Source organism: Allobosea sp. ASV33, assembly GCF_016428755.1.
In the GTDB taxonomy this organism is placed as follows: domain Bacteria; phylum Pseudomonadota; class Alphaproteobacteria; order Rhizobiales; family Beijerinckiaceae; genus Allobosea.
Genome location: NZ_JAELTI010000050.1, coordinates 19,469 through 38,006, shown reverse-complemented (window position 1 = coordinate 38,006; position 18,538 = coordinate 19,469). Strand labels below are relative to the sequence as shown.

18 protein-coding genes are annotated in these 18,538 nt (G+C 67.8%); 1 reads left to right on the top strand and 17 read right to left on the bottom strand.

Translation table 11 applies throughout. The features are described 5' to 3' along the window. From JHD80_RS15685 to JHD80_RS15615, 15 genes are all read right to left on the bottom strand, one after another. On the bottom strand, positions 1 to 546 hold a 546-nt coding region (locus JHD80_RS15685), incomplete at its 3' end, for a LysM peptidoglycan-binding domain-containing protein (RefSeq protein WP_199088985.1). Positions 547 to 790: 244 nt separating this feature from the next. Next, on the bottom strand, positions 791 to 1,453 hold the full coding sequence (locus JHD80_RS15680; RefSeq protein WP_199088983.1) for a protein-L-isoaspartate O-methyltransferase family protein: 663 nt from the start codon (positions 1,451 to 1,453) through the stop codon (positions 791 to 793). Between the two features lie 19 nt (positions 1,454 to 1,472). Beyond that, a complete protein-coding gene (gene surE, locus JHD80_RS15675; protein ID WP_199088981.1) occupies positions 1,473 to 2,234 on the bottom strand; it encodes a 5'/3'-nucleotidase SurE in 762 nt (253 codons plus the stop codon). A 1-nt stretch (position 2,235) separates the two neighbouring features. Next, a complete protein-coding gene (gene serS / locus JHD80_RS15670) occupies positions 2,236 to 3,537 on the bottom strand; it encodes a serine--tRNA ligase (protein ID WP_199088979.1) in 1,302 nt (433 codons plus the stop codon). 203 nt (positions 3,538 to 3,740) lie between these two features. After that, positions 3,741 to 4,553 carry a twin-arginine translocase subunit TatC gene (tatC, locus tag JHD80_RS15665; RefSeq protein ID WP_199088977.1) on the bottom strand — a complete coding sequence of 271 codons (813 nt, stop codon included), beginning with the start codon at positions 4,551 to 4,553 and terminating at the stop codon, positions 3,741 to 3,743. Further along, entirely contained in the window at positions 4,550 to 5,266 is a 717-nt protein-coding gene (tatB, locus tag JHD80_RS15660) for a Sec-independent protein translocase protein TatB (protein ID WP_199088964.1), read from the bottom strand. The genes tatC and tatB overlap by 4 nt, the downstream gene beginning before the upstream one ends. Before the next feature lie 44 nt (positions 5,267 to 5,310). Further along, on the bottom strand, positions 5,311 to 5,559 hold the full coding sequence (locus JHD80_RS15655) for a twin-arginine translocase TatA/TatE family subunit (protein ID WP_199088962.1): 249 nt from the start codon (positions 5,557 to 5,559) through the stop codon (positions 5,311 to 5,313). Positions 5,560 to 5,639: 80 nt separating this feature from the next. Then, a complete protein-coding gene (locus JHD80_RS15650; RefSeq protein ID WP_248311579.1) occupies positions 5,640 to 6,752 on the bottom strand; it encodes an ABC transporter ATP-binding protein in 1,113 nt (370 codons plus the stop codon). A 170-nt stretch (positions 6,753 to 6,922) separates the two neighbouring features. Continuing rightward, on the bottom strand, positions 6,923 to 7,609 hold the full coding sequence (scpB, locus tag JHD80_RS15645; protein WP_199089012.1) for an SMC-Scp complex subunit ScpB: 687 nt from the start codon (positions 7,607 to 7,609) through the stop codon (positions 6,923 to 6,925). 5 nt (positions 7,610 to 7,614) lie between these two features. Continuing rightward, entirely contained in the window at positions 7,615 to 8,445 is an 831-nt protein-coding gene (locus JHD80_RS15640) for a segregation and condensation protein A (protein ID WP_199088960.1), read from the bottom strand. Positions 8,446 to 8,622: 177 nt separating this feature from the next. Then, the gene (nagZ, locus tag JHD80_RS15635) at positions 8,623 to 9,633 is read right to left on the bottom strand and encodes a beta-N-acetylhexosaminidase (RefSeq protein ID WP_199088958.1); all 1,011 of its coding nucleotides are present in this window, start codon (positions 9,631 to 9,633) and stop codon (positions 8,623 to 8,625) included. 243 nt (positions 9,634 to 9,876) lie between these two features. After that, the gene (locus JHD80_RS15630) at positions 9,877 to 10,971 is read right to left on the bottom strand and encodes a TRAP transporter substrate-binding protein (protein ID WP_199088956.1); all 1,095 of its coding nucleotides are present in this window, start codon (positions 10,969 to 10,971) and stop codon (positions 9,877 to 9,879) included. Positions 10,972 to 11,203: 232 nt separating this feature from the next. Next, positions 11,204 to 12,775, bottom strand: coding sequence for an SPOR domain-containing protein (locus tag JHD80_RS15625; protein ID WP_199088954.1), 1,572 nt, complete (start codon positions 12,773 to 12,775; stop codon positions 11,204 to 11,206). Between the two features lie 97 nt (positions 12,776 to 12,872). Next, entirely contained in the window at positions 12,873 to 14,639 is a 1,767-nt protein-coding gene (gene argS / locus JHD80_RS15620) for an arginine--tRNA ligase (RefSeq protein WP_199089006.1), read from the bottom strand. Positions 14,640 to 14,815: 176 nt separating this feature from the next. Then, the gene (locus JHD80_RS15615) at positions 14,816 to 16,057 is read right to left on the bottom strand and encodes a deoxyguanosinetriphosphate triphosphohydrolase (RefSeq protein WP_248311578.1); all 1,242 of its coding nucleotides are present in this window, start codon (positions 16,055 to 16,057) and stop codon (positions 14,816 to 14,818) included. 86 nt (positions 16,058 to 16,143) lie between these two features. Here JHD80_RS15615 and JHD80_RS15610 point away from each other — a divergent pair, with 86 nt between their 5' ends. After that, a complete protein-coding gene (locus tag JHD80_RS15610) occupies positions 16,144 to 16,494 on the top strand; it encodes a HesB/IscA family protein (protein ID WP_199088952.1) in 351 nt (116 codons plus the stop codon). A gap of 44 nt (positions 16,495 to 16,538) precedes the next feature. On the opposite strand, the gene JHD80_RS15605 is transcribed toward JHD80_RS15610, so the two are convergent. After that, a complete protein-coding gene (locus JHD80_RS15605; RefSeq protein WP_199088950.1) occupies positions 16,539 to 17,615 on the bottom strand; it encodes an HD domain-containing phosphohydrolase in 1,077 nt (358 codons plus the stop codon). A gap of 180 nt (positions 17,616 to 17,795) precedes the next feature. After that, positions 17,796 to 18,347: a cold-shock protein gene (locus JHD80_RS15600; protein ID WP_248311580.1), complete on the bottom strand. Its 552-nt coding sequence runs from the start codon at positions 18,345 to 18,347 to the stop codon at positions 17,796 to 17,798. Between the last annotated feature and the right edge of the window lie 191 nt (positions 18,348 to 18,538).

Here is an 18,538-nt window from a genome sequence, read left to right as displayed (position 1 = left end):
GGCCTGCACCTTCGGATCGACGGCGGCTGGCGGCATGGCGCGCGGAGCGGCGGACGGCCCGGCGACGAAGCGCTGCGTCTCGACCGGCGCCTGCGCAGCCTGACGGACCGGAGCCGGGGCCGGGGCCGCAGGAGCAGCCGGCGCGGAAGCGGCAGCGGCGTTATAGACGGGAATGGTGATGCGGGTGCCCGGGGCCACGTTCGCGTTGTTCAGCCCGTTCGCAGACATGATGGCGGCGCGCGGCACGCCGTAGCGCGACGAGATCGTATCGAGCGTCTCGCCCTGGGCCAGAACGACCGGGGTGCCGCCCTGCGCCGACCAGCCGGCGGAGCTGCCCGACACGGGCTGCCGCGGCGGCGCGCTCAGCGCGACGGACGACTGCGGCGCCGGCAGAGGCTGCGAGCGAACGAGCGGAGCGGAAGCCACTGGCTGCAGCGGCGCGCTCGACACCTGCCCGATCGAGCCGGTCGTGACAGGATCGCGGACGGGAGCCGGCGCCTGAGCCGACTTGAAAGGACTCTCGAAGGGAGTCTCGGTGAAACGCATCGCGTCCGACGAGCAGGCACTGACGCTGAGAGCGAACAGGCACACCGTCGAGAGACGACGGAGAGCGCGGGGATTGATCGATCCGGCTTGGCTACGCATGAACTGAGTACTCGCGAACGACGCAACTCGATGAGGCCGATTAAACTCCCGTTGAGGTTACGAAAGCGTTTCGCTCCGTCCGCCCTCTTCACTTTTTTGGATTTTTCGATGGGATCGCGCGCAGGCGAAACAAGCGCCGGAAGCTTCAAAGCGCGCGAGAACGGCCGGGGATCAAGGGCGGCAGTCGCAGGGCCGGCCCGGTCGCATAATCGAACTGCCCGTCTTCGAGATGCGTGACCACGACCCGCCGCGCCGCGCCCTCGACACGCAGCGCGCCGACGAGGCGCCCGCCGGGCGAGAGCCGTGCCAGCAGCGCCTCCGGCACGGCCTGGGTGACGCCATTGACCAGGATGCGGTCGAAACGCCCGAGCGTCCGGTCCGGCTGGAACCCGTCGGCATGGCGCAGATCGACGACCCCGCCGAAACCGCTATCGGAGACGCGCTCATGCGCCGCCAGGGCCAGCGAGCGGTAACGCTCCAGGGAGACGACCTCGCCTCCCATCGCGGCCAGCAGCGCGGAGACATAGCCGGAGCCGGTGCCCACTTCGAGCACGCGCGCGCCCGGCTGCATGTCGAGCGCCACCAGCAGGTTTGCGACGGTATGCGGCGCGGTCATCGTCTGGCCGCAGGGCAGCGGCACCGAGACGTCCTGCCGGGCGAGATCGGCGAAGCGGGCCGGCGCGAAGCGGTCGCGTGGCACCCGCTCCATCGCGCGCAGCAGCGCGAGATCGCGCACGCCCCGCGCGCGGAGCGAGAGCAGGAAGGCGACGGTACGCTCGCCTTCGCTGGCTGGCGCGTCCTCGCTCATGCCCCTCCCCGCCCCGGGCTCAGGCGAACAGCCGCGCGAAGCGCGTCAGCGTCGGCTCATGCGTCAGGTCGAGTTCCAGCGGCGTGATCGAGATGCGCTTTTCCGCCAGCGCCTTCAGATCGGTGCCGTTGGCCGGCTCCTTGCCGCTGCGCTGGAAGGCGATCCAGTAATAGGGATTGCCGCGGCCGTCCTTGCGCGGTTCGAGCTGCACGATCTCCTGGTCGCGCCGCCCCTGCACGGTGACGGCGACGCCCTCGACCTCGTCCGGCCCCGCATTGGGGAAGTTGAGGTTGAACAGCACGCCCTCTGGAATCCCCTCCTCCAGCAAGCGCCGGATGATGCCCGGCGCATGGCTCTCGGCGCAGTCCCAGCGGATCGAATCGCGATTGCCGGGCGAATACGCCTGGCTCACCGCGATCGAGGGCACGCCGAGCAGCGTGCCTTCCATCGCCGCCGCGATCGTGCCGGAATACGTCACGTCTTCGGCGACGTTCGAGCCCCGGTTGACGCCGGAGAGCACGAGATCGGGCCGCGCCTTCGCCATGACGGCGCGCACCGCCATGATCACGCAATCGGTCGGCGTGCCCTGCACCGCGAAGCGCTTCTCCTCGATCTGGCGCAGCCGCAAGGGGTTCGACAGCGACAGCGAATGCGCAACGCCCGACTGGTCGGTCTCGGGCGCCACGACCCAGACATCGTCGGAGAGCTGGCGCGCGATGCGCTCCAGCACGGCCAGCCCCTCGGCATGGATGCCGTCATCATTGGTGACGAGGATGCGCATCTCAGGCCGCCTTCTCGATCCGCGTCACGCCGCGCATATAGGGCACCAGCACGTCCGGCACGGTGATCGAGCCGTCAGCGTTCTGGTAGTTCTCCATCACCGCGATCAGCGCGCGGCCGACCGCCGTGCCCGAGCCATTGAGGGTGTGCACGAAGAACGGCCCCTTGCCGTCCTTCGTCTTGTAGCGGGCGTTCATGCGCCTAGCCTGGAAATCGCCGCAGACCGAGCAGGACGAGATCTCGCGATAGGTCTTCTGGCCGGGCAGCCAGGCCTCGATGTCCCAGGTCTTCTGCGACGCGAAGCCCATGTCGCCGGTGCACAAGGTCATGACGCGATAATGCAGGTCGAGCTTCTTCAGCACCGCCTCGGCACAGGCGAGCATGCGCTCATGCTCCTCGCGCGATTTCTCGGGCGCCGTGATCGAGACGAGCTCGACCTTCTCGAACTGGTGCTGGCGAAGCATGCCGCGCGTATCTCGGCCCGCCGAGCCGGCCTCAGAGCGGAAGCATGGCGTCAGCGCGGTGAATCGAAGCGGCAGCTCCTCCTCGGAGAGGATTGATTCCCTTGCCAGATTGGTCAGCGGCACCTCGGCGGTCGGGATCAGCCAATGCTCCTCGCCGGCGCGGAACTGATCCTCGCGGAATTTGGGCAATTGCGCCGTGCCGAACATCGCGTCGTCGCGCACGAGGAGCGGCGGATTGACCTCCGTATAGCCGTGCTCTTCCGTGTGCGTGTCGAGCATGAACTGCCCGATCGCCCGCGACAGCCGCGCGATCTGGCTCTGGAGAACGACGAAGCGCGAGCCGGAGAGCTTGGCCGCCTTCTCGAAATCCATCTGGCCGAGCGCCTCGCCCAGCTCGAAATGCTGCTTGGGATCATTGACGCCCTTGAGCAGCCCGCGCTCCTCCGGCTTCACGCCATGGACATGCAGCACGACATTGTCGTGCTCGTCGGCGCCATCGGGCACGTCGTCGAAAGGCACATTCGGGATCGCGGCGAGCTTCTCGTCGAGCGCGTCCTTGGCGGCCTTCTCCTCGGCCTCCAGCGCCGGCTGCTGCTCCTTGAGCGTGGCAACCTCGGCCTTCAGCTTATCGGCGAGCGCGACATCCTTCGCGCCCATCGCCTTGCCGATCTCCTTGGAGAGCGCGTTGCGGCGCTCCTGCGTGGCCTGTGCCTTGGCGATCGACGAGCGGCGGACGTCATCGAGTTCGAGCAGCGAGGACGACAGCGGCGCGAGGCCCCTGCGCTCAAGCCCCTTGTCGAACGCAGCAGCGTTCTCGCGAATCCATCTGATGTCGTACATCGTCGTCCGGCCATGCCATCGCTGCGGAATGCAGCGTTGGATGCTCTAGACCGGGATCGCGCGCGAGGGAACCACCGAGATCGGCATTCCGCGCAACAGCCGCGTCATGGTCGGGCTCGTCCCGACCATCCACGTCTTCGTCCGATGCAGGCGGTGATCGAGACGTGGATGGTCGGCCCAAGGCCGAGCATGACGGCCGGGCCCTACTCCGCCGCGTCCTCTTCGGCCTTCGCGGCCTCGCCCTTCTTCTCGACCCGGCGCACCGAGAAGATCGAGAGCTCGTAGAGCAGCAGCATCGGGACCGCGAGCATGAGCTGCGAGATCACGTCCGGCGGGGTCAGCACCGCCGCCACGACGAAGACGAAGACGATGGCGTAGCGGCGCTTTTCCTTCAGGAATTTCGAATCGATGATGCCGGCCTGCCCGAGGAGGGTCAGGATCACCGGCAACTGGAAGGCGATGCCGAAGGCGAAGATCAGCGTCATGATCAGCGAGAGATATTCGCTGACCTTGGGCAGCAGCGCGATGCCGGCCTGGGTCTCGGTCGCAGCCTGCTGCATGCCGAGCGAGAACTTCATCAGCACCGGCATGGCGAAGAAGAAGACCAGCATGGCGCCAAGCGTGAAGAACACCGGCGTCGCCACCAGATAGGGCGCGAAAGCCGCCTTCTCGTTCTTGTAGAGGCCGGGCGCCACGAACTTGTAGATCTGCGTCGCGATCACCGGGAAGGCGAAGAAGCCGGCGCCGAAGGCCGCCACCTTGATATGGGTGAACAGCAGCTCGAGCGGGCCGGTATAGATCAATTGAGCGTTGGCGGCGCTGCCGGCAGCCCAGACATAGGGCTTCACCAGGATGTTGTAGATCTGCGTCGAGAAGCCGAAGCAGACGAAGAACATGATCAGGAAGGCGATCAGCGACTTGATCAGCCGCGAGCGCAGCTCGATCAGATGCTCGATGAGCGGCGCGCGCGAGGCCTCGATCTCGTCCTCGCCGTCGCGCGGATTGGCGACGCTCATGCGGAATTCTCCTCGCCCTTGGCGGTCTTGCGCTTGCGGGCGGCAGGTTTGGCAGCTTCAGCCGGGGCGGCAGCGGCAACCGCGGTCTTCGGCTTGCGCGCGGCGGCCGCTTTCGGTGCCTTGGCCGGCGCGGCCGCGACAGGCGCCGGAACTGGCGCTTCTACGGCGGCCGGCGCATCGACAGCCTTGGCGCTGCGCTTGCGGGCAGGCTTCGGAGCAGCCTCTGCCGCGGCAACCGCAGGAGCGACAGGCGCCTCGGCGATTGCAGGAACAGGCTCGGCCACTACCTTGCGCGCCCGCTTCGGCTTCTCGGCGGGCTTCGGCGCTTCGGCAGCGATCTGGACCGGCGGCAGCGGCTCCGGAGGCGGCAGCGAGGCCAGCTTCGCCTCGGCCTCCTTCAGCGCGGCCTCGTCCGGGTTCGAAGCGTCCGGCTTGGGCGGATCGAAGTCCTTGGGCGTATCGATCGGCTTGAAATCGTTGTTCAGCGCGCTCGACACCGATCCGCCGACATCCTCGACCTGCTTCTTCAGGTCGGCGAGTTCGGCCTCGCGCATCGCTTCGTTGAACTGCCCCTGGAATTCCGACGCCATGCGCCGGACACGGCCGATCGTCTGGCCGACCGTGCGCAGGGCCTTGGGCAGGTCCTTCGGGCCGATCACCACCAGCGCCACCGCGCCGATCAGCACCATCTCGCTCCAGGCGATGTCGAACATCGACGGCTCGTCCTCTCAAGCCTGCTCCCGCAGGAGCAGCGGCATCAGGCCTTGTGCTCGGCCTTGGCCTGGGCCTGGGCGGCGGCGTTGTCGGCCTTAGTCTGGTCGATCACCTTGGGGTCGACGGTGCTGGCGGTCGGCGCCGCCGGCTCGTCATCCTCGGCCATGCCCTTCTTGAAGGATTTGATGCCCTTGGCGACATCGCCCATCAGCTCGGAAACCTTGCCCCGCCCGAACAGCAGCATCACGATGACGCCGACGACGATCCAGTGCCAAATGCTCACGCCACCCATGGCGAACTCCTCCGAAATTGCGGCGACCGGGGAATGGCCCCAACCAAATCCTTGCCCGGTCGCTTGTTCGGCGGCGGAACCTATTGATCCGCAGCAGGAAACACAAGGACTTCGTCCGACGGAATCTCGACGCCGATCTCATCGCCCACCGCGATCTCGTCGGAGAGCGGCGCGCGAACCGAAAGAGCCCTGTCGAAACCGTCCACCATCACCTGCAGATGGTCGGCCTCGCCGAGGAAGCGCCGCCCCGTCAAACGTCCCCGCAGATAATAGCCCTTCGGCACGATGCGGACGCGGTGCGGCCGGATGCAGGCGACCGCAGCCGCGCCGTCCGCGATGCCCGGCGCCACGAAACGGCCGAACGGCGTCTCGACCGCTCCATCCGAAACCCGGCCCTCGACCTCGGTTAGATCGCAGAAAAATCGGGCGGCAAAGAGGCTGTTGGGCCGCCGGTAGAGCTCCTCGCCCGTGCCGATCTGGACGATTTCGCCGGCCCGCATCAGCACGATCCGGTCGGCGATCCGCATCGCGTCCTCGGGATCATGCGTCACGATGATCGAGGTCGCGCCGGTCTCTTCCAGCAGCGCGGCGGTCTCGTCGCGGACCACGTCGCGCAGGCGCCGGTCGAGATTGGAGAAGGGCTCGTCCATCAGCAGCACGCCCGGTCGCGGCGCGATCGCGCGGGCAAGCGCCACGCGCTGCTGCTCGCCACCGGAGAGCATATGAGGATAGGAATCGGCGAGGTCGGCCAGCCCGACCCGCGCCAGCGCCCGCAAGGCGGTTGCATCGGCCGCAGCCGGTGCTTGGCCGCGCAGCCCGAAGCGGACATTGTCGCGCACGGAAAGATGCGGAAACAGCGCGTAATCCTGGAAGACGAAGCCGACGCCGCGATGCTCCGGCTCGACGAAGCGATCGGGTGCCGAAACGTCGCGCCCTTCCAACAGCACGCGGCCCGCGCTCGGCCGTTCGACACCGGCTGCGAGCCTGAGCAGCGTCGTCTTGCCGCAGCCGGATTGGCCGAGCAGCGCGACGATCTCGCCGGGCTTGACCGAGAGCGAGACGTCCGACAGCGCAGTCACCGAACCGAAACGCTGCGTCACGTTCTCGAAGCCGAGCGCCATCGGGATCGCCGCGCCGGCCGTGCCGCGCCGGCCCCAGCCGAGCCATCCTGCTTTGGTCTCGCTCTGCGCCAAGTCCCTGCTCCAAATTCCACCATCCGCGCCGTCATCCCGGGCAAGCGAAGCGCAGACCCGGGATCCATCGTAATGCACCGCGCGCTACGAGGGATCCCGGATCGGCGCCACTTCGCGGCTTGTCCGGGATGACGCCGGAGAAAACAGTCGCGATGCCGCGATGCCTGCCCTCACCCCTGCGATCCGCCCTCGCCGTCGTCAAGCGGGCTGAACAGATCGCCCAGCGGGTCCTCGTCGTCGCGCAAGGACGGATCGTCATCGGGCACCGGCACCGCGAGGTCGCGCGTCAGGCGCCCTTCGATGAAGCCCGTGCCCTTCAATTCCTCCAGCCCCGGCAGGTCGTCGATCCGGTCGAGCCCGAAATGGTCGAGGAAGCCCGGTGTCGTACCATAGGTGATCGGCCGCCCCGGGGAGCGCCGCCGCCCGCGCAGCCGCACCCAGCCCGCCTCGAGCAGGATATCGAGCGTACCTTTGGCGGTGGCGACGCCGCGGATCTCCTCGATCTCGGCCCGCGTCACCGGCTGGTGATAGGCGATGATCGAGAGCACTTCGAGCGCGGCCCGCGACAGGCGCCGCGGCGGCTCGGCCTTGGCCGCGAGCAGGTAGCCGAGATCGGGCGCCGTCCGGAAAGCCCAGCCGCCGGCGACCTGGCGCAGATTGACCCCGCGCGTCGCATAGCTCTCGACGAGCCGGGCCAGCACCTGCTCGACCGCGATGCCGGCGGGAATGGCACGGCCGAGCGCCTCGGCCGTCAGTGGCGCGGCCGAAGCGAACAGCAATGCCTCGACGACGCGCAGCGCCAGCGAAAAGGCCTCCGCGCCGCCATCCGTTTCGACATCCTCGGGTTCAGCCGCCATCCCGGTCATGAGGCGTCCTTGGCGGCAAAGGGCAGCCCCTGCGGCCGGGCCGAGCGGCGGCGCACCTGGATCGGCGCGAAGGCCTCGTCCTGCCTGAGGTCGAGCACCCCTTCCCGCACCATCTCCAGCATCGCCGAGAGGGCCGAGGCCCGAACCGTCGACCGCATCTCCCGCGCCGACAGGCCGTGCGACGCCATATACTGCATGAGATAATCGTCGAGCTCGGTCCAGTCGCCGGCTTCACCGACCAGGCGCTGCAAGGCTTCGCGCGCTTCCACCAGCGACCAGACGGCGCGATGGCCGACCGAGATATGGCCCTGCATGCGCTTCTGCCGCTGCTGGGCATAGGCCGAGAGCAGATCGTAAAGCTCCGCCTCCCAGACCGGCCGGGCACCAGCGACGATCTCCTCAGGCGCGCCGCGCGCGAAGACGTCCTGCCCCAACCGCTCGCGGGCGGAGAGCTTGTTGGCGGCGGCGCGGATCGCCTCCAGCCGGCGCAGGCGCAGGGCCAGCGCGGTCGCGAGATCGGCGGCGCTCGGCTCCTCGCCCCTGGGCGGCTCCGGCAGCAGCAGGCGCGACTTCAAATAGGCGAGCCAGGCCGCCATCACCAAATAGTCGGCCGCGAGCTCGAGCCGCAGCGCCCGCGCCTGCTCGACGAAGGCGAGGTACTGCTCGGCCAGCGCCAGGATCGAGATGCGGTGCAGGTCGACCTTCTGCCGGCGCGCGAGATCGAGCAGCAGGTCGAGCGGACCTTCATAGCCGTCGACATCGACGACGAGCGAAGGCTCGCCCGCGCGCTCCGCGCGGTCTTCCTCGAATGGCAATTCGGCCGTCATGAGCCTTGGCCCCTACATCCCATACGCGCCGTTATCCCGGGCGACCGAAGGGAGACCCGGGATCCATGCCGGAACCTCTATCGGCCAGGCTCAGGCATGGATCCCGGATCTTCGCTTCGCTCCGTCCGGGATGACCGCGCTTGGGAAAATTACATGCCCTAGGGTAGATTCAGTCGTTCAGGCGCTCAAGGCAAGCGCAGCCGCCACTTCGGCGCGTGCGGCCTCCAGATCGACCGGTTCCGGCTCGTGCCGGATGCGTCCGAGCGCGGCGGCGGCGCGGCGGGCGCGCGCGCCCGTCATCTCCGGCACGGCCCCCGCGACGGCGATCATCTCGTCCATGATGCCGTGGCAATGCAGGATGACGTCGACGCCGGCGCGGATGGCGGCGCGTGACTTCGCCTCGAACGAGCCCGACAGCGCCTTCATCGAGATGTCGTCGGTCATGATCAGCCCGTCGAAGCCGAGCTCGTCGCGCATGATCTCGCGCACGATCTTCCGCGAGATCGTCGCCGGGTTCTTGGCGTCGAGCGCGGTGAAGACGAGATGCGCGGTCATCGCCAGCGGCATGTCGGCGAGATGCCGGAACGGCCGGAAATCATGCGCCCGGAGCTCGTCCAGCGAAGCATCGACGATCGGCAGGTCGTGATGGCTGTCGGCGCGCGCGCGGCCATGGCCGGGCATATGCTTGACGACCGGCAGCACGCCGCCCGCGATCAGCCCCTCGGCCGCCGCCCGGCCGAGCCGCGCGACCTGGTCGGGATCATGCGCATAGGCGCGGTCTCCGATCACGTCATGGCTGCCCGCGACGGGCACGTCGAGCACCGGCAGGCAGTCGACATCGATGCCGACTTGTCTCAGGTCATGCGCCATCAGGCGGGCGTTGAGCCGGACGATCTCGCGCTGGCGGATGGGATCGTTGATCGCAAGGAAGCTCCGCGCAGAGGGGTATTTCGGCCAGTTCGGCGGCCCCATGCGCTGGACGCGCCCTCCCTCCTGGTCGATCAGGATCGGCGCGTGCCAGCCGACGGTCTCGCGCATCTCGGCCGTCAGCGCCGCGACTTGCTCGCGCGACTGTGTGTTGCGCTTGAAGACGATGAAGCCCCAGGGCCGGGCGTCGCGGAAGAAGGCCCGCTCGTCAGCGGTGAGGCTCGTGCCGAGGCAGCCGGCGATGAAGGCGCGCGATGTCATGGCATCGGGTTACGGTATCGGCCGAAAAACGCAAATGCGGTTTTCGGACAATGCCGATGCGATAACGCAAAATGCCGCGCGGGCGCGGTCAAGAACCATCGTTCGCCCCTCCTCCGTCATTCCGGGCGGAGCGAAGCGGAGACCCGGAATCCATGGTAGGGCGCTGCGCTCTACGATGGATTCCGGATCGGCGCCACGAACGCGGCTTGTCTGGAATGACGCCTCCTGGACAGGAGGGTCTCCTCACTTCACCTGCTGGTAGTTCTGCGCGTTGAACGCGTCGAACGGCAGTTCGGCGATGCGGAACCAGAGCTGCTCCTTCTTCCAGTAAGGCAGGAAGGAATCGTAAAAGGTCTTGAAATTGGCGTTGCTGGCAGCGAGCTCGCCATACATCGCGAAAGCCTCCTTGAACGCCGCCGCCATCACCTCCTGCGGGAAGGGGCGCAATTCCGCGCCGGTGCCGGCAAGGCGAATCAGCGCGTCGGGATTGTTGTGGTCGTACTTGGCCACGCAGAGCGCATTGGCCTCGGCGCAGGCCGCTTCCACGATCGCCTTGTAGGAGGCCGGCAGCTCGTTCCACTTGTCCTGGTTGGCGAGGAAGCTGACATTGGCGTTCCCCTCCCAGAAGCCGGGATAGTAGTAGTACTTGGCGACCTTCACGAAGCCGAGCTTCTCGTCGTCATAGGGGCCGGAGAACTCGACCGCGTCGAGCGTGCCGCGTTCCAGCGCCGGGTAGATGTCGGCGCCGCCGATCGTCTGCGGCACGACGCCGAGCCGCGCCATGATCCGCCCGCCGAGGCCGGCGATGCGGAACTTCAGGCCCTTCAGGTCCTCCAGCGACTTGATCTCCTTGCGGAACCAGCCGCCCATCTGCGCACCGGTATTGCCCGAGGGGATGGTGTGGATGTTGTAGGTCTTCATGAAGGCGCGGCAGAGCTCGAGGCCGCCGCCCTGATAGAGCCAGGCGTTCTGCTGGCGGGTGTTGAAGCCGAAGGGCAGCGAGGTCTCGAAGGCGAAGGCCGGGTCCTTGCCGATATAGAAGCTCGCCAGCGTATGGCTGCACTCGACGGTGCCGTTCTGCACGGCATCGAGCGCCTGCAGCGCCGGCACGATCTCGCCCGGTGCGAAGACCTGGATCTGGAAATTGTTGTCGGTCGCCTCGGCCACGCGCTTCGCGACATGGGTCGAGATGCCGAAGAGCGTGTCGAGGCTCTTCGGATAGCTCGACGTCAGGCGCCAGTTGATCTTGGGCTGCGACTGCGCGACGGCGGGCGCGGCGATGACGGCGCTGCCGGCGGCACCGGCTCCGGCGACCTTGACGAAACTGCGGCGATCCATGGGGCTACCTCCTGCTGGCCCCGAGTGCTTTGCCCGGGGCGATTTCGCACCTCGCATCGTTCGCGTGATGCAAGGCCCGTGGACAAGATCGCCCACGATTCGCGCGGCAGGCTACAGCCAGATCGGACGCAGCGGAACCAGCCGCCTCTCGCGGCCCCATGCGCTAGCCACACAATGCGAAACGGCGGCCCCGAAGGACCGCCGTTCGACAAAGCCTGCAATGGCCGAAAGCTCAGTTCTTCGCGATGAAGCACTGTCCGCCGGCAGCCTGGAGCGCGGTGCACATCGAGGTCGCATCCTCGCGGGAATAAGGCCCGACGCGGAGGCGGAACACGGTCTTGCCGCCGGCGAGCTCGGTCTTGCGAACGATCGGGGCCTGGCCGCCGAGCTGCTGCGGATACTTGCGCTGCAGGGCGGCATAGGTGGCGCGGGCCTCGGATTCGCTGCCGGGCGCGCCGAGCTGCACCACGAAATCGCCGGTGCCGGCGCGGACGGCGGCCGTCGCGGGCGCCGGCGGGGCAGCGGCGGGAGCCGGTGCGGCGCTGGCGACGCGGGTCGGCGCGACAGGGGTGGTGGCGGCCGGCGGCGTCGTGGCGCGAGCCTCGGGCTTCGGAGCGGCGGAAGGAAGCTGCATCGGACGAGACAGAGCCACGTTCGCCGGCTGGTTGGCGAGCGAGCGGCTCGGCGCCGAGCCGGTCGCGATCGGCTGGTCGACGGCGACCGGGTTCTGCGCCGGCGTGCCGTCGGGACGGATCGAGACGGTGCGGACCTTGCGCGGCTCGCCGAGGCCCGGCACGGGCGGCATCGGCGTCAGGCCGGGCTCCGGCGGAACGATGCTGCGCTCGGGCGCGCTCGGCGCCGCGGCGAGAGCCGTGCCGCCGCTGGAGTTCGGACCGGGTGCGACGACACGCGGCGCCATCGAGCGGGCGGCCTGCTGGACGTCGACCGGCTGCTCCTCGTTGTTCACGACCTTGGTCGGCGCCGTCGGCGTATCGGGGCTGCGCTCGTAGATCTGCTTGTTCTGGTTCGGGATTTCGGCGCCGCCCGGATTGGCCGGAGCGACTTTGACCGGGCCGGAATCGGCCGCAATCACCGGCGGCTGCCCATCCTTCGTGACGGAGCCGCCGCGCATCGTGAAGGCAGCGCCGACGCCGACGAGCCCGACGGCGATGACCGCGGCGGCAGCCCAGAGCCCCTTGCGCGAACGACGCGGCTCGAGATCCGGCATATCCTCTTCGCCATATTCGGGCGCCGGCATCGCCTGCTGGGCGTGGCCGTAATCATAGGCAGGCTCTCCCGGCGCATAGGCGGCCGGGGCCTGGCGATACTGCGCGCCCTCGTCGAGATCGCGCGGCGGGGCCGCCCCCTGGATCGCCGCAGGGCGGGAATAGGGCAGCGGCTCGGGCAGATCGTAATCCGCTTCGAAATCCTGCCGGTGCGCCGGCGGCGGAGCCGGAACCGGCGCAGGCGCCTCGGCCCGGCGCGGCTCGGTGCGGCGCAGCAGCGCCTCGAACTCGTCGAGCGCCCCGCGCATCTCGGCCGGCGGCTGGCTCGCCTGGGGCATGGCGGGCGCCGGCTGCTGCGGCACGACCTCGAAGCTCGGCTCCTGGCGCATCGCAGGGCGCGGCGGCTGGCGCCGTTCGGCGAAGATATCCTTGAGCGGATCGTCCTGCCCGACGATGCGGGTCAATTCCGCAAGCGGGTCGGCCTGCTGCCCCGGGCGGGGCGTCTGCCCTGCCCCGCGCAGCTGGCGCTCGAGATCTTCGAGATCGAGCGCGAAACGGTTCCTAGCTGGCTCACTCATGGTACGATCCATTCCAGCACAAGCCGCTTCCCCCTATGGAAGAACCGGGAACTCTGTGCGGTCAACCTGACCTTGTGCGCGCCGCCGGAAATCTCCGTCAGCGCATCTCTTCCGGCGCCGCAACTCCGGCGACAGCCAGACCGGAAGCAAGAACGCTGCGCACCGCATGCACAAACGCCAATCTCGCCAAGGTCGACTTTCGATCAGTTTGATTAACGAACCGTAATTGCGGCGAGTCTTTGCCCTTGTTCCAGAGCGAATGGAACGCGCTCGCCAGATCATGCACGAAGAATGCCACGCGATGCGGCTCATGCGCGGCGGCGGCGCCCTCGATGATTCGCGGATAGGACGCCAGCATCTTGACGATGCCGACCTCGGCCTCGTCGGTCAGGATCGAGAGATCTGCGCCGGCCAGCGACGCCGTCGACAGATCGAGATCCGGAAACGCCTCGCGCGCCTGGCGGAAGATCGAGGCGCAGCGCGCATGCGCGTACTGGACGTAGAAGACCGGGTTGTCCTTCGACTGCTCGACGACCTTGCCGAGATCGAAATCCAGCGTCGCGTCGTTCTTGCGGAAGATCATCATGAAGCGCACCGCATCGCGGCCGACCTCGTCGATGACCTCGCGCAGCGTCACGAAATCGCCGGAGCGCTTGGACATGCGCACCTGCTCGCCATTGCGCAGCAAGCGGACCAGTTGACAGAGCTTGACGTCGAGCGAGCCCTGCCCGTTCGTGACGGCCTTCACCGCCGCCTGCATGCGCTTGACATAGCCGCCATGGTCGGCGCCCCAGACGTCGATCATCTCGGGGAAACCGCGCACGAACTTGGAGCGGTGATAGGCGATGTCGTTGGCGAAATAGGTGTAGCTGCCATCCGACTTCAGCAGCGGCCGGTCGACATCGTCACCGAACTTGGTGGCCCGGAACAGGGTCTGCTCCCGGTCTTCCCAGTCTTCGTCCTTCTGCCCCTTCGGCGGCGGCAGGCGGCCCTCATAGACGAGGTCGCGCGCCCGCAGGTCCTCGATCGTCTGGTGCACAGCATTGGTATCGCCGTCCCGACCCTGCAGCGAGCGCTCCGAGAAGAAGAGATCGTGGACGACGCCGAGCGCGGCGAGATCGTCGCGGATCATCGCCATCATGCCGTCGATCGCCGCCTGCCGGACGAGCGGCAGCCAGTCCCACTCGGCCTTGTCGCGCAGCGCCGGCCCATATTGCTCGGCGAGCGTCTTGCCGACCGAGACCAGATAGTCGCCGGGATAGAGCCCCTCGGGGATCGCGCCGATATCCTCGCCGAGCGCCTCGCGATAGCGCAGGAAGGCGGAGCGGGCGAGCACATCGACCTGCGCGCCGGCATCGTTGATGTAGTATTCGCGGGTGACGTCATGGCCGGCAAAGGCGAGCAGGCTCGCCAGCGCATCGCCGAACACGGCCCCGCGGCCATGACCGACATGCATCGGCCCGGTCGGATTCGCCGAGACATATTCGACGTTGACCTTCGGCTCGGGCTTCGGTGCGCCGCGCCCGTAATCCAGCCCGGCCTCGATCGCCGCCTTCAGCACCGCCGTGAAGATCGACGGCTGCAGGGTCAGGTTGATGAAGCCCGGGCCGGCGATCTCCGCCTTGGTGATCTCCGGGTCCTTCGCCAGTTCCTCGACCAGCAGCGTCGCCAAGGCACGCGGGTTGGTGCCGGCATCCTTGGCCAGGACCATCGCGGCATTGGTAGCGAGATCGCCATGGGCCGGGTCCTTGGTCGGCTCGACCACGACGCGCGCGAGATTAAGGCCGGTCGGAAGCACGCCTCGCTCGGCGAGGCCTGAGAGCGCGGCGTGAAGACGGGCGGAATAGATCTCGAACAGGTTCATCATGGTCATCTTCGGCTGTATCGGTTCATCAGCCCTCATCCTGAGGAGCGCCGCAGGCGCGTCTCGAAGGATGCTCCAGAAGGCTCTGAAAACCGGAGCATCCTTCGAGACGCCGCTTCGCGGCTCCTCAGGATGAGGGCTACGCAATCCAGATCGTTCTTTTCGGCCGCCCGGCCCTATCGCAGCGAGGGGGTGGCGTCAAACAGGCGGCGGTGCTCGTCGAGCGCGTACCAGTCGGTCATGCCCGCGATATAGTCGGCGATGCGCCGGGCACGGCGGTGTTCGTCGAGGGGATCGCAGCCCGCCGCCCACTCCTCCGGCATCGCCGCCGGATCGGCGCTGAAGCGGGCGAACAGGTCGCGTACCACCTGCGCCGCATCGGCGCGGATCGGCGCGATGCGCGGGTGGCGGTACATGTTGGGGTAGAGGAAGCCCTTGATGTCGCGATCGGCCGCCTCGATCGCCGCCGAGAATGCAATGACCGGCGCGTCCGCCCGCCGGATCGCATCCGCATCATCAGGCGCCAGCGCTGCAAGGCGCCGCTGCGATTCCATGATCACGTCCTCGACGAAGCGCGTGATCACCCGCCGCACGAGCTCGTTGGTGGCGCGCGACCGCTCCAGCCCGGGATGCAGCCGCTCGATCTCGTCGAGCAGTTCGGCGAGGAACGACACGGCCCGGAGCTCGGCATGGCCGAACAGCCCGGCGCGCAAGCCGTCATCGATGTCATGGGCGTTATAGGCGATGTCGTCGGCCAGCGCCGCGGCCTGCGCCTCCGCCGACGCATAGCTGTCGAGCCAGAGGTCCTGGCGCTGCTGATACTCGACGATCGCGACGGGGATCCCGCTCTTCGCATAGCGCGCCGTCGGCCTGCCCTCATGGTCGAGCAGCGGGCCGTTATGCTTGACCAGTCCCTCAAGCGTCTCCCAGCTCAGGTTGAGCCCGTCGAAATCGGCATAGCGCCGCTCCAGCCGCGTCACGATCCTGAGCGTCTGGGCGTTGTGGTCGAAGCCGCCGAACCCGGCCATGCACTCTTCCAGCGCATCCTCGCCGGTATGGCCGAAGGGCGTGTGGCCGAGATCATGTGCCAGCGCGAGCGCCTCGGCCAGGTCCTCGTCGAGGCCGAGCGCGCGCGCCAGGGCACGGGCGATCTGCGCCACCTCGATCGTATGGGTCAGGCGGGTTCGATAGTGGTCGCCCTCATGCGAGACGAAGACCTGCGTCTTGTGCTTCAGCCGCCGGAAGGCGGTCGAATGGATGATGCGGTCGCGGTCGCGCTGGAATTCGCCGCGCGTCGCCGAGGCCGGCTCAGCCACCAGGCGCCCCCGGCTCGTCGTCGAGCGGCAGGCATAGGGCGCGCGCCAGCGCTCTCCGGGCTCCAGCCCGACCGGCGGCATCGTGCTCTGTGGATAGGGCATGGCAGCCTCATTGCGGACCCATGCTTGTAGAGCCGCTGTCGGGCCATTACCTTCCCGGGTAACCAGGGTGCAAGGAGCATCTGACCATGTCGACCGATCTTGCGGTCAATCCGCGCGGCATCGCGGTAACCGCGAATGCCGCCAAACGGATCATCTCGGTGATGGCGAAGGAGCCGCCGGGCTCGATGCTGCGCGTCAGCGTCGCCGGCGGCGGCTGCTCCGGTTTCCAGTACATCTTCGACGTCGACCGGGAGAAGGCAGCGGACGATCTCGTCATCGAGCGTGACGGCGCCACCGTCCTGATCGACGAGACCTCGCTCGACCTGCTCGAAGGCTGCACGATCGATTTCGTCGACGACCTGATCGGCCAGTCCTTCCGCATCACCAACCCGAACGCGACCAGCTCCTGCGGCTGCGGGACCTCCTTCGCGGTCTAGGATTCGGTCAGATAGGCAGTTTCAGGCCGAAGTATCGGCTGGCGTCAGGCCGCATGCCCGGCCGCGCGATTCAGGACGGGACTGCCGTAACGGCCGAGACGCACGATCTCGGAATCGAGCACGACCTCCCCAAAGACCCTGACGAGATCGCGGTCCAGCTTCCCGCCCATCGCGACGAGCGCCGCATAGGCCTCGCCGGGCGGCATCGGGGGTTTGTAGCTGCGCCGCTCGATCAGGGCGGCATAGACGTCGCAGATGGTGATGATCCGCACCGGATCGGGGATGTCGCCGCCGCCAAGCCCGTGCGGATAGCCCGAGCCGTCGAGATATTCGTGATGCGAGAGCACCGCGGTCAGGACCATCGGCGCGAATCCCCCTTGTGCGACCAGCATCTCATGGCCGATCCCCGGATGCCGGCGCATCACCTCTCGCTCCGCCAGCGACAGGCTTCCGGGCTTGCGCAGGATGTCCAGGGGAATCCGGGCCTTGCCGATGTCGTGCAGGACGGCCGCCTCGACGATCAACCTCCGGTCGGCCTCGCGGAAGCCGAGTCGCTGGGCGAAAGCCGCGGCCAGCCCCGCCACCAGCAGGCAATGCTGATAGGTCGCATCGTCATGGCGCCAGACCATGTCGAGCCAGGCGTTGAGGTCGCCCCCATCGGCCGCGCGATTGAGGGCCTCGATGCTGTCGTCGATTGCCTTCAGCGGCAGGGTGCCGCCCGTCTCGGCCGCGCCGATCAGATCTGACAGCGCGGCCGACGCCGCCACGAAATGGTGTCGCAGTTGCGCCGGGATGTCGGGCTGAGCCGAGGGCGCGAGCATGGCCCCGACCTTGTCGAGCAGTTCGGCCACGGAGGCGTCGGCCGGCAGGATCTCGGTCGCGCCCAGGGCATTCGCCTGCACCTGGCTGCGGCTCGACATGTCGCGCAGGAGGAACAGGCAGGTGGCGCCGGCCTGCCTGTGCGGCGCAAGCACCGCGCGGGCCGTATCGATCGTCATGCGGTCGGATAGATCGAGATCGGCGACGAGAAGCTGATCGGCTTCGCGCACCACGGCGCCGCTGTCCCACGGGTCTGGAGCCAGGCACGGCCCCCAGACCGAGAGAACCCTTTGCAGGGTCACGCGGCGATCATCACGATCACTGAGGAGAAAAACGATGACGAGGCCTCCGAAGAAGCCTCAATCATAAGCGAGCGTATTGAAGAAGCGTAAAGCCGCGTGCCGAAATCCGGGCACATGGTTGCAAAATTGACGGAGATCAATCTCCGAGACGAAGCCGCCTTCGGCAGGAGCCCAGATTCGTCAGTGCGCGACCGTGGCGGCGCCGTTCTGCTCCAGATGGATCTCGGCGGCCATGAGGCCCTTCGGTCCCGGTCCGTAGCGGACGAGCACCGTCTGTCCCGGCACCAGCTCGACGAGGCCGTAACGACGCAGCGTCTCCATATGCACGAAGATGTCGGGCGCACCCTCGCCCTTCGAGACGAAGCCGAAGCCGCGCAGGCGGTTGAACCATTTCACCACCATGCGCTCGAGCCCGCTCGTCGGCGAGACCGCGACATTGGTGCGCGCCATCGGCATCTCGGAAGGATGGCGGCCGGAGGTGGTGTCGATCGAGAGCACACGCACGGCCTGGCGGCCCCGGGGCTTCTCGACGGCTTCAAGCACGATGCGAGCCCCTTCGGCTATCGTGTTGAATCCATCGCGCTTCAGGATCGTGACATGGAGCAGGACATCCGCGCCGCCCGCCTCCGGCACGACGAAGCCGTAGCCCTTGGAGACATCGAACCACTTGACGTAGCCGGTCACCTCGACCGGCACCTCCGTCGCCTGGCTGCCCGGACCATCGAGCCGCATGACGCGATTGAGTGACTGGATGGGACCCATCGGTGGCCGCCCGCTCTCACCGAATTCGTCGGACATGTGCCGCTGACCCCCACGCGCAACGCTTGATTCGCGCAGTTACGATACCATTGCTGCCGATTCAGGATACAGCCCCCAAAAATTCGTCCACATCATCTGGCGGGCTGATCTCCGAGCAGGCCACC

Coding starts and splice junctions, on each gene's coding strand:
- nagZ (WP_199088958.1), bottom strand. CDS start 9,633: ATGACATCGCGCGCCTTCATCGCCGGCTGCCTCGGCACGAGCCTCACC.
- JHD80_RS15680 (WP_199088983.1), bottom strand. CDS start 1,453: ATGAGCGAGGACGCGCCAGCCAGCGAAGGCGAGCGTACCGTCGCCTTC.
- scpB (WP_199089012.1), bottom strand. CDS start 7,609: ATGGCGGCTGAACCCGAGGATGTCGAAACGGATGGCGGCGCGGAGGCC.
- JHD80_RS15630 (WP_199088956.1), bottom strand. CDS start 10,971: ATGGATCGCCGCAGTTTCGTCAAGGTCGCCGGAGCCGGTGCCGCCGGC.
- JHD80_RS15640 (WP_199088960.1), bottom strand. CDS start 8,445: ATGACGGCCGAATTGCCATTCGAGGAAGACCGCGCGGAGCGCGCGGGC.
- JHD80_RS15655 (WP_199088962.1), bottom strand. CDS start 5,559: ATGGGTGGCGTGAGCATTTGGCACTGGATCGTCGTCGGCGTCATCGTG.
- argS (WP_199089006.1), bottom strand. CDS start 14,639: ATGAACCTGTTCGAGATCTATTCCGCCCGTCTTCACGCCGCGCTCTCA.
- JHD80_RS15615 (WP_248311578.1), bottom strand. CDS start 16,057: ATGCCCTATCCACAGAGCACGATGCCGCCGGTCGGGCTGGAGCCCGGA.
- tatC (WP_199088977.1), bottom strand. CDS start 4,553: ATGAGCGTCGCCAATCCGCGCGACGGCGAGGACGAGATCGAGGCCTCG.
- JHD80_RS15600 (WP_248311580.1), bottom strand. CDS start 18,347: ATGCGGCTCGATGGTCCGGGCAGCCAGGCGACGGAGGTGCCGGTCGAG.
- surE (WP_199088981.1), bottom strand. CDS start 2,234: ATGCGCATCCTCGTCACCAATGATGACGGCATCCATGCCGAGGGGCTG.
- JHD80_RS15610 (WP_199088952.1), top strand. CDS start 16,144: ATGTCGACCGATCTTGCGGTCAATCCGCGCGGCATCGCGGTAACCGCG.
- tatB (WP_199088964.1), bottom strand. CDS start 5,266: ATGTTCGACATCGCCTGGAGCGAGATGGTGCTGATCGGCGCGGTGGCG.
- serS (WP_199088979.1), bottom strand. CDS start 3,537: ATGTACGACATCAGATGGATTCGCGAGAACGCTGCTGCGTTCGACAAG.
- JHD80_RS15625 (WP_199088954.1), bottom strand. CDS start 12,775: ATGAGTGAGCCAGCTAGGAACCGTTTCGCGCTCGATCTCGAAGATCTC.